Origin of the sequence: Bacteroides sp. DH3716P, from assembly GCF_025914115.1 — a bacterium.
Lineage (GTDB): Bacteria > Bacteroidota > Bacteroidia > Bacteroidales > Bacteroidaceae > Bacteroides > Bacteroides ovatus.
Window position 1 is genome coordinate 6,069,578 of record NZ_CP083673.1, and the last position, 14,565, is coordinate 6,084,142.

General features: G+C 38.2%; 12 protein-coding genes, 2 tRNA genes and 3 pseudogenes. 9 read left to right on the forward strand and 8 right to left on the reverse strand.

The window, feature by feature from the left end; genetic code table 11:
- Positions 1 to 129 precede the first annotated feature (129 nt).
- Positions 130 to 840 (forward strand): tRNA1(Val) (adenine(37)-N6)-methyltransferase, encoded by a 711-nt coding sequence (locus tag KQP79_RS23260; RefSeq protein ID WP_004311659.1) that lies wholly within the window; start codon positions 130 to 132, stop codon positions 838 to 840.
- A gap of 282 nt (positions 841 to 1,122) precedes the next feature.
- Here the strand turns inward: KQP79_RS23260 and KQP79_RS23265 are convergent, their stop codons facing one another.
- The 4 genes from KQP79_RS23265 to KQP79_RS23280 form a co-directional block, all read right to left on the reverse strand.
- The gene (locus tag KQP79_RS23265) at positions 1,123 to 1,632 is read right to left on the reverse strand and encodes a hypothetical protein (RefSeq protein ID WP_004311658.1); all 510 of its coding nucleotides are present in this window, start codon (positions 1,630 to 1,632) and stop codon (positions 1,123 to 1,125) included.
- A 536-nt stretch (positions 1,633 to 2,168) separates the two neighbouring features.
- Positions 2,169 to 2,243, reverse strand: a tRNA-Pro gene (locus KQP79_RS23270).
- Between the two features lie 35 nt (positions 2,244 to 2,278).
- Positions 2,279 to 2,353 (reverse strand) — tRNA-Pro (locus tag KQP79_RS23275).
- A 114-nt stretch (positions 2,354 to 2,467) separates the two neighbouring features.
- Positions 2,468 to 3,220, reverse strand: coding sequence for a class I SAM-dependent methyltransferase (locus tag KQP79_RS23280; protein WP_234120937.1), 753 nt, complete (start codon positions 3,218 to 3,220; stop codon positions 2,468 to 2,470).
- A 916-nt stretch (positions 3,221 to 4,136) separates the two neighbouring features.
- Here KQP79_RS23280 and KQP79_RS23285 point away from each other — a divergent pair.
- Positions 4,137 to 4,331 (forward strand): hypothetical protein, encoded by a 195-nt coding sequence (locus KQP79_RS23285; RefSeq protein WP_004303066.1) that lies wholly within the window; start codon positions 4,137 to 4,139, stop codon positions 4,329 to 4,331.
- A 63-nt stretch (positions 4,332 to 4,394) separates the two neighbouring features.
- On the opposite strand, the pseudogene KQP79_RS23290 reads toward KQP79_RS23285, so the two are convergent.
- Positions 4,395 to 4,778, reverse strand: a pseudogene (locus KQP79_RS23290) (sensor histidine kinase); the annotation flags it as partial.
- 120 nt (positions 4,779 to 4,898) lie between these two features.
- Between KQP79_RS23290 and KQP79_RS23295 the strand changes: the two are divergent.
- The gene (locus KQP79_RS23295; RefSeq protein ID WP_032856194.1) at positions 4,899 to 5,465 is read left to right on the forward strand and encodes a hypothetical protein; all 567 of its coding nucleotides are present in this window, start codon (positions 4,899 to 4,901) and stop codon (positions 5,463 to 5,465) included.
- On the opposite strand, the gene KQP79_RS23300 is transcribed toward KQP79_RS23295, so the two are convergent.
- Positions 5,449 to 5,646 (reverse strand): hypothetical protein, encoded by a 198-nt coding sequence (locus KQP79_RS23300; RefSeq protein ID WP_004311651.1) that lies wholly within the window; start codon positions 5,644 to 5,646, stop codon positions 5,449 to 5,451. The two genes, KQP79_RS23295 and KQP79_RS23300, sit on opposite strands and share 17 nt — an antisense overlap.
- 192 nt (positions 5,647 to 5,838) lie before the next feature.
- Between KQP79_RS23300 and KQP79_RS23305 the strand changes: the two genes are divergently transcribed.
- Together KQP79_RS23305 and KQP79_RS23310 are read left to right on the forward strand one after the other, a co-directional pair.
- Positions 5,839 to 6,765: an IS1595 family transposase gene (locus tag KQP79_RS23305; protein ID WP_004311649.1), complete on the forward strand. Its 927-nt coding sequence runs from the start codon at positions 5,839 to 5,841 to the stop codon at positions 6,763 to 6,765.
- A 306-nt stretch (positions 6,766 to 7,071) separates the two neighbouring features.
- Positions 7,072 to 8,289 (forward strand): hypothetical protein, encoded by a 1,218-nt coding sequence (locus tag KQP79_RS23310; RefSeq protein WP_004311647.1) that lies wholly within the window; start codon positions 7,072 to 7,074, stop codon positions 8,287 to 8,289.
- A gap of 171 nt (positions 8,290 to 8,460) precedes the next feature.
- Here the strand turns inward: KQP79_RS23310 and KQP79_RS23315 are convergent.
- A pseudogene (locus KQP79_RS23315) lies at positions 8,461 to 8,582 on the reverse strand (ATP-binding protein); the annotation flags it as partial.
- Between KQP79_RS23315 and KQP79_RS23320 the strand changes: the two are divergent.
- Positions 8,570 to 9,682 (forward strand): annotated as a pseudogene (locus KQP79_RS23320) (ABC transporter permease); the annotation flags it as partial. The pseudogenes KQP79_RS23315 and KQP79_RS23320 sit on opposite strands and share 13 nt — an antisense overlap.
- Before the next feature lie 81 nt (positions 9,683 to 9,763).
- Here KQP79_RS23320 and spt read toward each other — a convergent pair.
- Positions 9,764 to 10,948, reverse strand: a complete 1,185-nt coding sequence (gene spt / locus KQP79_RS23325; RefSeq protein ID WP_004311645.1) for a serine palmitoyltransferase — start codon at positions 10,946 to 10,948, stop codon at positions 9,764 to 9,766.
- Between the two features lie 220 nt (positions 10,949 to 11,168).
- Between spt and KQP79_RS23330 the strand changes: the two genes are divergently transcribed.
- The 3 genes from KQP79_RS23330 to KQP79_RS23340 all read left to right on the forward strand — a co-directional run bounded on the left by KQP79_RS23330 (position 11,169) and on the right by KQP79_RS23340 (position 14,452).
- Positions 11,169 to 12,194 (forward strand): diacylglycerol/lipid kinase family protein, encoded by a 1,026-nt coding sequence (locus tag KQP79_RS23330; protein WP_004303062.1) that lies wholly within the window; start codon positions 11,169 to 11,171, stop codon positions 12,192 to 12,194.
- Positions 12,195 to 12,302: 108 nt separating this feature from the next.
- Positions 12,303 to 14,066: an aspartate--tRNA ligase gene (gene aspS, locus KQP79_RS23335; RefSeq protein WP_008647566.1), complete on the forward strand. Its 1,764-nt coding sequence runs from the start codon at positions 12,303 to 12,305 to the stop codon at positions 14,064 to 14,066.
- Positions 14,063 to 14,452, forward strand: a complete 390-nt coding sequence (locus tag KQP79_RS23340) for a GtrA family protein (protein WP_032851895.1) — start codon at positions 14,063 to 14,065, stop codon at positions 14,450 to 14,452. The genes aspS and KQP79_RS23340 overlap by 4 nt, the downstream gene beginning before the upstream one ends.
- The last annotated feature ends 113 nt before the right edge of the window (positions 14,453 to 14,565 follow it).

Here is a 14,565-nt window from a genome sequence, read left to right on the forward strand (position 1 = left end):
CGCAGAATAAAAACACAAAAACAATGCCAAAATATCGGCTTGTAAAGGGAGTATTCCATAATTATTATTTATTTTTGGCGATTTGCAATAAAATAATAGTATAAAACGGCTTTAAGATAAACGGATAAAATGTCGAATCCTTATTTTCAATTTAAGCAATTTACGGTATGGCATGATAAATGTGCCATGAAAGTCGGTACGGATGGGGTGCTTCTGGGAGCTTGGACTTCCGTTGAAAGTGCGCACCGGATTTTGGATATTGGGACGGGAACAGGGTTGGTAGCTTTAATGTTGGTGCAACGCAGTTTGCCGGATGCAAATATTGTAGCGTTGGAAATAGATGAAGCGGCTGTCGGGCAAGCCAGGGAAAATATTATTCGTTCGCCCTGGAAGGAGCGGGTAGAGGTGGTGCAGGCTGATTTTAGGAAATACAGGTCTTCGGATAAATTCGACGTAATTGTTTCTAATCCTCCTTATTTTGTCGATTCGCTGGAATGTCCGGATCGTCAGAGAGCCGCGGCGCGTCACAATGATTCTTTGACCTATGAAGATTTGTTGGAAGGAGTAAGCGGATTATTGACAGAAAACGGATTTTTTACAGTGGTGATTCCGGCAGATGTAGCTGAACGGGTAAAAAAGATAGCTTCTATAAAGAAATTATATGCAGTCCGTCAACTGAATGTAATCACTAAACCCGGCGGTATTCCGAAACGTGTTTTGATTACTTTTTCTTTTTCCAATCAAGAGTGCATTGTAGAAGAACTATTGACAGAACTGGCTCGTCATCAATATAGCGAGGAATATATGACGCTAACCCGGGATTATTATTTGAACATGTAAAAGGGTGACGCTATCCGGTAAAGATAGTGACGGTATATGCTTGCGATAGTGACGGTATCGCTGTCATATACCGTCACTATTTCAAAGCTAGTTCAAAAACGCTATTTTGAGATCTTCGTTCTATTCCTTTCTAACTCATAATTCAAAAGAGTAATTTCTAGCTTTTGAACACTATTTGCTAGCAGTATTTTCTGAAGTTGCTCTTGAAGTGAAATTATTATTTTGTCTTTTGATAGTCTTAAATTCAATAAGCTGCTACAATAACTATACTACTCTTTTAAATTATTTGTTTTGTATATGCTTTATTTTAAATTCTTTCAGTGACTTTTCTATCTTTTGATAAAGGTCTGTCGTTTTTGTTGAGTATGTAGATAAAGAACCCCTAGGCTCATCTGCGAATCTGAATAATTCATCTGCATCTGCATATATTGATACTAACTCATTATAAGCATCTTTACAACTTGAAGGATAATCATTTAGTTGTGGCATTATAGCCTCGATTGAATCTTTCTTTTGTTTTAGTCTCTTATAGGTATCTGTTGTGATAATAAACTCTTGATGCTTCGCTAAGGCTTCATTGAAATCAGTGCAATATTCTCCATTGTATTCATGATCGTAAATTACTTTTCTCCAAGTATCACAATAATGAAGAGCTATTGCTTCACTTAAATCAGCTTCTTTCTCAATCATAGAAGCGGTATTAGAGAGTTTTGCTATATACTCCTTTTCTGAATTACATGAAACCAAAACTATGGCTAGTATCGCACTCAAATAAAAAAACTTTTTCATCATATCGTTATTTTTGTTACACAATCAATTTATTAGAATCCTGTTTGTAATACTGTATTAGAGTATTACAAGATTGATATTTTATATTCAAAAAAACATTTATTTTATTACTTGAAGAATATCCAATGATACGCTTATTTGATTCTTCTGGAATTCTAAAATTCAGAAAGGGACTTTGTGAATGCGAATATAGTGAAATGAAAATAACAACGAGCATCAGCAGAGTTTTCTTCATGTGTTTAAGTATTTTGTTTGTTATCGTTTTCTCTATAAACAATGTTTGTATTTCCGCTATAAAGTTAACGCAAAACATTGATAACGCCAAAATAAAAGGGTAGTAAAGTTAACAAAATAGATTTTTACTCTAAATTAAATAAGAAAATGAGGATAATGCTAGAAACCTGTTCAAAGATAGTTCAAAGAATTGCCCTTTTTATTTGCCCCCAAACGGGGATAATTACACTTATCCTATATATAATAAAAAAGCCAATACTAATTGTACTGGCTTTATTTTGTGAATCTTGACTTGATTTTCTTCGTCGGGGTAGCGGGATTCGAACCCACGACCCCCTGCTCCCAAAGCAGGTGCGCTAACCGGACTGCGCTACACCCCGAAAAACTTTGAACTTAATAACCCTCTTTTTTGTAGTCGGGGTAGCGGGATTCGAACCCACGACCCCCTGCTCCCAAAGCAGGTGCGCTAACCGGACTGCGCTACACCCCGCTACTTTTTTGAAGGGTTGTTCTTTTCAAAAGCGGTGCAAAGATAGGGAGTATTTTTTAATTAACAATAGCTAAACGAATGTTTTTTATCTATTATTTTTCAATGCCTTGAATCTCATAGCTTTGCGTCTTTACTTTTTTTCTTGGCAGAGATCAAAAGCATCATCGGACGCCGTAATTCATCTTTCATTCCCGGGATGGTATCCAGCAATCTTTCGTCCGGTTGTGGCTCTATAAGTTCGCATATTTCAAATCCGGTTTGAAGGAGTCCGTTTATATACGTAGTCAGCGTCTTGTGGTATTTGATAACCTCTTCGCCCAGGAAGACTGCTGTGCGTCTGCCTTCCGTAAAATAACGATCTACCGGCCAATGAATAGGCTTCCCGTCCTGGTCGTAATGCCAATCCTGATTGCCATAGGCCGTAAATATCGGGTGTTCTACGGAGAAGACGAAAGTGCCTCCCGGAGTCAGGCTGTTATTGATTTTTCGGCATATATCCGTAAAGGATTCGAGATAATGGAAGGTTAGCGAGCTGATGACAATATCATAAGAATCTGGCTGGAAATCAAAATCTTCGATAGCCATACATTGGTATTCAATGAGTGGAGAAGGGTTTCTTTTCCGAGCTTCTTCGAGCATTTTCTCCGAAATATCAATTCCGGTAGCGTGTGTTGCTCCGTGCTCTATTGCATAGGCGCAATGCCAGCCGAATCCACAGCCTAAGTCCAAAACTCTTTTCCCAGCAAAATCAGGGAGCATTTTCTGCAATACATGCCATTCTCCGGCTCCTTTCAAGCCCTCTACCGAACGGGACATTTGAGAATATTGACTGAAGAAATGGCTATTATTATATTTGTTTTCTTTCATAATTTATAAAGAGGATAAGTTGAATAAAAGTACAAATATAGGAGTTAATTTATATATTATAGAATTAAGGTGTACATAAATCAAGGCAACCACCTCAAAAGTTTGTTTCATTTCCAGTACAGAAATGAGCTGAATGATAATTGTACGATTTAAACTTAAATACTACATAATGAAAAAAATATCTATCATACTATCATTTATTTTTATATTGTTTTAATTATCAGAAGAATAAGTATGATAGATAATTTTTCAAACAGGTATCTATCATGTTTCTGTCGCAAAAAACGGGTATCTATCATACCACTACTGCATCCGTTTTAGTGTAGAATCAGGGAAAAACACCCATATGAAGCCACAAGGATATTCACTTTATAGGATGATAACCTGTATTTGGCAGCTTAATAATCCATTGGAAACGGTAATCTTTTTATAGCCTACATATGTAGGCTGTACAGCCCGCACCTGTAAACTGTACAGCCCACGTATGTAGACTGTTCGTCACACATATGTGGGCTATAAACTTATCGCTATTAAAGTGGGATTATTAAGCCATACAGGTCGGATTTATACGGATTCATTGCAACAAAAACAAACCATCTTACGCCTGTCCGACCTTTATTCGACTATTTTATTGATGAGAGATACCCTGTTTTTGGTGGTATAAGTATGAGAGATGCCTTTTAGAAATATATCTATCATATTTATTTCGCTGATAATTAGTATGATATAAAAATAAATGATAGCATGATAGATATTTTTTTCACTATGTAAGTTTAAGCTCAAATCCGTACCGGAATGAACAAGCCTATAGTAGTATATTGGGGAGCAGTTGCCCCGTACATAAATTATCTGTGAGTATGAACTATCTTTCGATGTTTTCTGTTTTATAAATAAGAATTTTAAAATGAAAAGCCTTATGAAAACAAGAAAACAAAAAGAAACAGGTGAAAAAGAAGTGCACTTGTTAGAGCAAAAAGGATATGAAAGAATGGTGAATGAGATTGTCCCCGTTCAACAAGCGGAAGCATATCGTAAGCCAACTAATAAAGCGGTCAAAGAGGCTGTTAAGGAGTTAAATCCTGATACAAATAGTTTGGGTAGTAGAGGATAAGTAATTCCTCTACTACCCAGACTAATCATTGTATTAAAGGATTCGGGAGGCTTTCAGTGATTTTTATTTAGGGAAAGTAAGAATAAAGCAACTTCCTTTCCCTATTTCTGATTTTACGTTAATACTTCCGTCATGTAAAGTCATGATCTGTTTGCACAGGCTCAATCCGATGCCTGAACTGGATGTTTTGGTAGTAAAGAAAGGAACGAAAATCTTATCCAGAACATCTGGCAAAATTCCCTCACCATTATCAGATATTGTGAATGTTGGGTTGCCTTTAGAAAAAAACTTTATCTCAATGTTTTTATCCGTTCTCCGCTCGCACGTTTCGCGGGCATTTTTTAACAAGTTGATAAGCACTTGCTCTATCTGTGCCCGGTCTGCATATAAATATAAATCGGATGTAGGCATTTCGAAATGAATATACTCTTCCGGGAATAATTTCTCCCAACTATATACCTTAATGTACCAAAGTCAAAATGTTAAAGTTCTTATAACAATAACATGTTTAAGATACAAGGTAACTAAATCATTTGTATATTTGTTAGCAACTAATATCTAACAAATATGCTACACGATAATATTTTTTCTTGCGAGCTATTACCATCAAAAGATGGATATACATTTACAATAGTTTCACAACTAGGTCCTATGTTACATGAAGCCGAACGCTCATTTGGTCAAAGAAATAAAGACTATACAATACTTGGTATCGAATTAGCAGATATAAAACAACCACAAATCTGGTTTCCAGGAGATTGCAGGCATATTATCATTCAATTAACAGAAGATTGTATAAATGATATGGACAAGGCATTGTTTCAATTAGCACATGAAACTATACATTGTTTAGAACCAAATAAATACGGTAGTACTACTGTTTTAGAGGAAGGACTAGCAACATATTTTTCTATGAACTATAATGGTATTAACGATGACTCTGTTATAGACTTAGAACCATATAAATTAGCATATCATAATGTTAAGCGCTTATTGAAGTATGATGACATGATAATATTAAAGGCAAGAACATTAGAACCGAATTTATCATTGATAACTGCTGATATGTTACATAGGCTGTGTCCTAGTATTGATAAAAAACTCGCGCAAGAACTTACTAGAATGTTTGCGTAGGGCCAATTAATCCTAATTTAGTTCGTTCTTTATATTCTTCGTATGTACCAGTAAAGAAACCAGTAGCAACTAAATGTTCATAGGTTTCATACCGTAATTGTTCGCGTCGTTTATTAAACTTATCCGATAATACTGTATCAGTTTCAGTATTATCGGATTTTTGTCTTACATCTATTTTCATATTGCTATTTTTTAGTAAATTTATCTGCATATAGAACCAATTAGTTATACTTAACATCATTTAAATTCTGATAGGAAATTATTTAACTATCTGATTTTTAATGCGTTAATTAAATTTGTTATATTTAAATACAAAATATAACAAATATGAACACATCGGTTCAGTATTACCCGTCAAAAACTTAAAACGGGTATGCGAGAGATAAAGTCACTTATAGAGCTAATGAGCACCCTACATGATAAAAATTCATGTAGAGAGTTCTTAGAACAATATAGGTGGCAAGGCGTACCGGTATGTCCTCATTGTAAACACAAATCTGAACATCACTACAAATTAAAGAACAAGGGAGAGTTCGATGGGCTCTACAAATGCAGGCATTGTAAGAAACGGTTTACTGTAACTGTCGGTACAATGTTTGAAGGTAGCAAAATACCTTTGGAGAAATGGTTCTATGCTATTTACATCTTCCTATCTCATAAGAAAGGTATCAGTAGCCTACAATTATCAAGAGACATAAATGTCACTCAAAAGACAGCGTGGTTTATGCTGACTAAAATAAGACATAATATGTACAAAGATGAAATTGAGAAATTCCGTGGTATAGTTCAAATGGATGAAACCTATGTCGGTGGCAAAAATAAGAACAAATGGAACAAAGGTACACAAGGAAGAAGCCTTAAAGAGAAAACTCCTGTGGTAGGTGTACTAACAGAAGATAGGGTCTATCCGGTCGTTACCTACGATGCAAGTCAGAAAACATTGCATCTATTAGTATTTGGACTGATTGAGGAAGGCTCAACATTGGTAACCGATGGTTGGGCAGGCTATAACGGTCTATCGCATCTTTATACACGTGTCATTATAGAACATAGTAAAGGACTTTACGCAAAGGACGGCTTCCATACTAACGGTATAGAGGGCTTTTGGTCACATCTAAAGCGTGGCATAAAAGGAATCTATCATGTAGTCAGTCCTAAGTACTTACAAATGTACTGTAATGAGTTCGCCTATAGATACAACACTAGAACATTAACTGACATGCAAAGGTTTATGGAATTTATGCCTAAGATAAACAAAAGACTTAAACACGCAAATCTGAAGTATAACATATACAATTAAAGAAATTTGTAGTATATTTGTAGCGTCCTTTGGGACGTCTTAATTATTTAGGAAGCGTTTAGTGCTTTTTCTCTAATGTGAATCTGGACAATTCAACTGTATTGAGGAAATAGTCAAAACGTTCTCCCTTTGGTTTGTATACCGCACACTCGTGTGTTGATATACGGTCAAGGGCGTGAGCTGTTTGTACTTATATTCAATACAGAGGTAGTCCAGAACCGACATTAGGTATAAGTCTAATAGTCTCACGCTTCTTCTATTTAATACCCTTCTGTTGAGACTAGGAAGACCAACAAATCAAAGAACGTGAAAACATTACAAATTGTACTAGCGATGTTGCTAATGTCTGCAACTGTATCTGCACAATTCGGTGGCTTTTTTAAGGATGCCAAGAAATATGCAAGACAACGAGAACGAGATGAAACTATAACAGTTGAACAAAAACGACATTACGACAATGTTATAAGGCGCTTGCGAATAGACATTAATATGTTAGATACATGTCTTACAGAAAATGATATACAACGATATATCGCAGAGACAGAACGTGCAAATCAGCAAGTAGATAGCATACTAGCACTTATGGCACCGTATAATATAGAGAAAGGAAATAATGTTATTAGTATATCAATTAACAGTCCTAAGCACGAATTTGAACAAAGATTAAATACTACCGCCTTAGAACGTGCCGTGCGTAGACTTCAGCCTATAACGCCCTCTAATCCAATTCACGCAAAATATGATTCTATTGCACGTGCTAAACGTGATTCTATAGCACAGGCTTATGCTACTGCAATAAGGCTATATAAAAACAATCGAGTAACTGCTAGCCAACATAGTAATGCTATAAATCAGCTGATTAAGCTAAAGTCTGTGAAAAATGAGTTAGACGATATCTTAACAAGTCTTGAAACTGAATTAAACAAACCTGTTGAAATTGAAAATATGCAAGCAACGGGTGTTTATAAAACTAAATGGATAGAACCAATTAATGAAGCTGATGTCATAACTGTTACAGCGCCGTATATTACAGTCAATGAATGTAGAGTTTATCATGGTCAATGCATATTCAAAAGAACTAAGAAACAACGTGTAAATGCAACAGGAAATAACCACTTTGATACAACTTATGATGTTACGATAACAATGACTGTTGACAAGGGATTAGCTAAATCTGCCAAATATTCAGGTACAATGTCATGGTGGGTACCAAACAACAAAATTCGTAAACAGTACAAAAATCCAAGGGAAGGCACAGCAGCTATGTTGAAGGCAAAACCAATCATCATAGAGACTAAACAAATTACGAAACACGAAGATTTTGGCTACATGGGCAACTTAGCTGATGAAATGTTGAAACAGTTAAAAACTGCAAATGACACTGATTTCAATAAACGAGACTTTGTGTATAATTGTCTAATTAGCAAAGTCGTAGATAGACCAAAACTTATACAGGAATATGCTGAAAAATACAGAACATATAAGCAGTCTATTTTCATAGATTATTCTGAACTAAAGAAGTAATCAGCTTGATTCGAAACTAATCTTATAAACCTTAAACTAATACTATATTAAAGTTGTTTATCTAAATTAATGTAAAGAGGGTAGCCGTGAGGCCTCCCTCTTTATTTTTACCTCGCAAATTGGCAATATTGATTTGTTTTTAAGTTTGGTACATTAAGGTATATAGTTGGGTAATTTCTTTAAGTCCATAAACAATTCTGCAACAGATACTTTATACGGACAGGCATCGGAATTCGTGTCAGTCGCCGGTAATTCTCCCCAAATCCCAGTAATCCTTTACTTCTTCTGTGAATATAGCATTTTATTTCAGTTGTTTATTGGTATAGCCTTTGTTTTTTGTACTTTGGTGATGATGAAGCAACTTAACTTCTTGTTGAATACCAAAGAACTTGGAATAGAACGGCATAATGTGGGAGCTGTTGTTTATTGCTCTGAAAATGTTCCTTTTAAAGAAATATTAGAACAGATGCCCAATGTTACAAAGTATTTGAGTGGCTTTCAGACACCTATTCCCAAAATGTATTTTTCAACATTCAAGATAAAGGAGTGGGAAGGAAAGACAACTGATAGTGAGCAATATATAGATCTAGAAGATGAGACGATCAATCAAGAGTATGCCGATTTCTTTGGAGTTGAGGTGCTGGAGGGAAGCATGCTGGATGAAAAGGATGGAAAAAATATGGTTGTTATAAATGAAGCTGCTGTGAAAACTTTCGGATGGACACAACCAGTTGGAAAGAAAATTGATAAATTAGGAAGGCATTATATAGTGAAAGGGGTTATTAAAAATATTTCATATAATGCCCCAATACACCCGGTAGCCCCTGCTATGTTTTTTTTGCCGGATAATACAGGCAGAGGAGGCATTATTTTCAAGGTGAAGGAGGGAACTTGGAACATTGTTTCTGAAAAGATAAAAGCGGAAGTGGATAAAGTTAATCCAAATGCGGAATTGATCTTGTCTAATATGGAAGAGGTTTATGACACTTATATGAAATCAGAGAAAACATTGTGCCAATTGTTGAGCATAGTCTCCTTTATATGTATAGCGATTGCCGTGTTCGGTATATTCTCATTGGTGACTCTGTCCTGTCAGCAACGTCGTAAAGAAATAGCTATACGCAAGGTAAATGGAGCCAATATAGGAATCATCTTGAATCTATTCTTTAGAGAATATTTACTTTTACTTGTGTTTTCATCGTTCTTTGCTTTTCCGTTGGGATATGTCATGATGAAACATTGGCTAGAAAATTATATAAAGCAAACACCGATAGAATGGTGGCTCTATGCAGTCATATTCATAGGAATGGGACTTGTCATTTTCCTAAGCATTATTTGGCGCGTGTGGAAAGCCGCCCGGCAAAATCCGGCAGAAGTACTTAAGAGTGAATAAGATAAAATAAAAGTCCGGCACATTGATTTGTGTCAGACTTTTATTTTATTCACCCGATAAGAGTGATATATTCCTCGTAGATTATAAAATATCCAATGCTTTAAATGCTTTAACCAACTTTTCTACAGCACGGTCAATTTGATCTTTTGTATGAGTAGCCATCAATGCCACACGTACCAAAGTGTCTTGCGGTGCACATGCCGGAGGAATAACCGGATTGATAAATACACCCTCGTCGAAAGCCAATTTAGTGACCATGAATGTTTTTTCCGTGTCTCGTACATAAAGAGGGATGATAGGTGATTCTGTTGCACCGATTTCAAAACCTGCTTCACGGAAACGTTTCAATGCATAGTTGGTAGCCTCCCACAAAGCTTCAAGCCTTTCCGGTTCATTTTGGATGATGTGGAGGGCTTCAAGAGCAGATGCAGTAGCAGCAGGAGTGTTGGACGCACTAAATATATAAGTACGTGCGTTGTGGCGTAACCAGTTGATGATAGAAGAATCAGCAGCAATGAATCCACCGATAGAAGCCAATGATTTGCTGAAAGTACCCATAATCAAGTCAACTTCGTGAGTCAGACCGAAATGGTCGCAAACACCACGTCCTTGTTTTCCAAATACACCCAAGCCATGAGCTTCGTCTACCATGATAGTAGCGTTGTATTTATGTTTCAAGCGTACGATTTCGGGCAAGTTTGCCAGGTCGCCTTCCATAGAGAACACACCGTCTACTATGATGAGCTTCACTGAATCCGGGTTGCACTTTTGAAGTTGCTTTTCCAGATCCGCCATATCGTTATGCTTATATTTCAGTTGTTGAGAGAAGGAGAGGCGACGGCCATCTACGATAGATGCGTGGTCGCGGTCGTCGCAAATGATATAATCATTGCGATCTGTCAAAGCAGGAATAACTCCCGAATTCACCGTAAAACCGGTTGAGAAGCAGAGTGCTTCATCTTTGCCTACAAAGGCAGCCAGTTCTTTTTCCAACTGAACGTGCAGGTCAAGTGTACCATTCAAGAAGCGCGAGCCTGCGCATCCGGAACCATATTTATGCATGGCTTTAATACCTGCTTCAATCACTCTTTCATCTCCCGTAAGGCCAGTGTATGCATTGGAACCGAACATCAACACTTCGTGTCCGCCCATTTCTACCTCTGTACCCTGCTTTCCTTCTATCTCACGGAAATATGGGTAAACGCCCTGTGCCATAAACTTTTGTGGCAGGTCGTACTTAGCTAACTTCTCTTGTAATAATCCCATGAATTATAATTTATTATACTCATACTCAGATCGTTCGCTGACGATCTTACATCCTTTTATCTTAACAAGTGTTTAAAAACAGGGGGCAAAGATAACAAAATTTGCTTTTATCTGTTCTTTTTAAGAGAAAAAAGTTGCCCTCATGTGATTAGAAACCTCTAATAGATTAAAATTTAAGATATTTATATTACTTTTGTCGTCTACAATCGACAAGAATAGCATGAACGAAAGAATGAAAAAAATAAAATTCGTCGTCAATCCTATTTCGGGAACACAAAGTAAAGAATTGATTCTTAACTTGCTGGACGAAAAAATAGACAAGGCGAGATACTCTTGGGAAGTAGTGAATACGGAGAGAGCCGGTCATGCAGTAGAAATAGCTGCTAAAGCTGCCGAAGAGAAGACTGATATAGTAGTGGCTATCGGTGGGGACGGGACAATCAATGAAATAGCTCGTTCGTTGGTGCATACTGATACCGCACTGGGAATTATTCCCTGCGGATCGGGTAATGGACTGGCGAGGCATCTGCATATACCGATGGAACCGAAGAGGGCGCTGGAAGTGCTGAACGAAGGTTGCATGGACGTAATAGATTATGGTAAGATTAACGGGACGGATTTTTTCTGCACTTGCGGAGTGGGATTCGATGCTTTTGTTAGTCTGAAGTTTGCGCATGCCGGTAAACGCGGGGTGTTGACTTATCTGGAAAAGACCCTGCAAGAGAGTCTTAAATATGAACCGGAAACGTATGAACTGGAAACGGAAAACGGAGTTTCCAAGTATAAGGCTTTCCTGATTGCCTGTGGAAACGCGTCGCAATATGGAAACAATGCTTATATCGCCCCACAAGCTACGCTGACAGATGGCTTGCTGGATGTGACCATTCTCGAACCGTTCACCGTATTGGATGTCCCTTCATTGGCTTTTCAGTTATTCAATAAGACAATCGATCAGAATAGCCGTATCAAGACTTTCCGTTGCAAGCAGTTGTGCATCCGCCGCACTACTCCGGGAGTAGTGCACTTCGACGGTGATCCCATGGAAACGGACGCTAATGTGAACATTGAGTTGATTCAAAGGGGATTGCGCGTAGTGGTGCCGCAAGCGTCGGAAAAGGATGCTGCCAATGTGCTCCAAAGAGCGCAGGAATATATGAATGGCATCAAATTGATGAATGAAGCCATCGTCGACAATATAACAGACAGAAACAAGAAAATATTGAAAAAGCTGACAAAGAAAGTCTGATAAAATAACGGATTACTGACAACGAATTACAAATTATTGCGTACTTTTGCGCAGTTTTGGTTCAATCAAAATAGAAACGCGAGTGATAATCGTTTAAATAAAAAATATATGTTCAGAACGCACACATGTGGAGAACTAAGAATCTCTGATGTAAACAAGCAAGTTACGCTGTCTGGATGGGTACAGCGCAGCCGTAAAATGGGAGGAATGACTTTTATTGACCTCCGCGACCGTTACGGAATTACCCAGTTGGTCTTTAACGAAGAAATTAATGCTGAACTCTGTGAACGTGCTAATAAACTGGGACGTGAGTTCGTCATTCAAGTGACAGGAACGGTTAATGAACGTTTCAGCAAGAATGCAAACATTCCTACCGGAGACATTGAAATCATCGTTTCCGAACTGAACGTACTAAATACTGCTATGACTCCTCCGTTCACCATTGAGGATAATACGGATGGTGGTGATGATATCCGCATGAAATATCGTTACCTGGATTTGCGTCGTAACGCTGTCCGCTCTAATCTGGAACTGCGCCACAGAATGACGATTGAAGTTCGCAAATATCTGGATAGTCTAGGTTTCATCGAAGTGGAAACACCCGTTTTGATCGGTTCTACTCCTGAAGGTGCACGCGACTTTGTGGTGCCGTCACGTATGAATCCGGGACAGTTCTACGCACTTCCGCAATCTCCGCAGACATTGAAGCAGTTGTTGATGGTTTCTGGTTTCGACCGTTACTTCCAGATTGCAAAATGTTTTCGCGATGAGGACTTGCGTGCCGATCGTCAGCCGGAATTTACGCAGATTGACTGCGAAATGAGCTTCGTTGAGCAGGAAGATATTATCACTACTTTTGAAGGAATGGCTAAACATTTGTTCAAAACACTGCGTGGCGTGGAACTGGCTGAACCGTTCCAGCGTATGTCTTGGGCGGATGCCATGAAATATTATGGTAGCGACAAACCGGACTTACGTTTCGGCATGAAATTCGTGGAATTGATGGATATCATGAAAGGTCACGGATTCTCTGTATTCGATAATGCTGCTTATGTGGGTGGTATCTGTGCTGAAGGTGCTGCAACCTATACTCGTAAACAACTGGATGCACTGACGGACTTCGTAAAGAAACCGCAGATTGGTGCAAAAGGTATGGTGTATGCCCGTGTAGAAGCGGACGGAACTGTAAAATCGAGCGTGGATAAATTCTATACGCAGGAAGTGCTTCAGCAAATGAAAGAGGCATTCGGTGCTAAACCGGGTGATTTGATCCTGATTCTGTCTGGCGACGATGTAATGAAAACACGTAAACAACTTTGTGAGCTTCGTCTGGAAATGGGCGCTCAACTGGGATTGCGTGATAAGAATAAGTTTGTTTGCCTTTGGGTGATCGACTTCCCGATGTTCGAATGGAGTGAGGAGGAAGGTCGTTTGATGGCTATGCATCATCCGTTTACTCATCCGAAAGAGGAAGATATTCCGATGTTGGATACTGATCCGGCAGCTGTACGTGCAGATGCTTATGATATGGTAGTGAACGGTGTGGAAGTTGGTGGCGGATCTATCCGTATCCACGATGCGAAATTACAGGCGAAGATGTTCGAGATTCTTGGATTCACTCCGGAAAAGGCACAGGCACAGTTTGGCTTCCTGATGAATGCCTTTAAGTATGGTGCACCTCCTCACGGTGGTTTGGCATACGGACTCGACCGTTGGGTATCTTTGTTCGCAGGTTTGGATTCTATCCGCGACTGTATTGCGTTCCCGAAAAACAATTCCGGACGTGATGTGATGCTGGATGCACCGTCTGCAATCGACCAGACTCAACTTGATGAACTGAATTTGATCGTTGATCTGAAAGAGGGCGAGTGAAAGAATCTGTACGCATATTCCGTTTTATAATCATCGGTACAATGAACGCCTTAATTATGGCGTTGGTTGTATGGTTAATGATGAAAGAAATGTCATTTGACGGTGACTATATGGTGGCTAATATAACAGCGTATCTGATAGCTCAAATCCATAACTTTATCTGGTGCAAATATTGGATATTCCCCGTAGAAAATAAAAAGAATAGTATCTGGAAACAGATACTGCTCTTTTGCTCTGCTTTTGCCGTGGCTTACACTGCACAGTTTTTATTTCTTGTCTTATTGGTAGAAGGATTGGACGTGAATGAATATCTGGCTCAATTCCTGGGATTGTTTATTTATGGAGGGGCTAATTTCCTAGCCAACAAAAAAATAACGTTTCAATGAGATAGTTATTTATGATGATATATTAAAAGGAGGTGTGTCGTAATGCACGATGCACCTCTTTTTTTGTTCATCACTATACAAATCTGTTCACTTTCTTTAAGCTGCGATCTTTT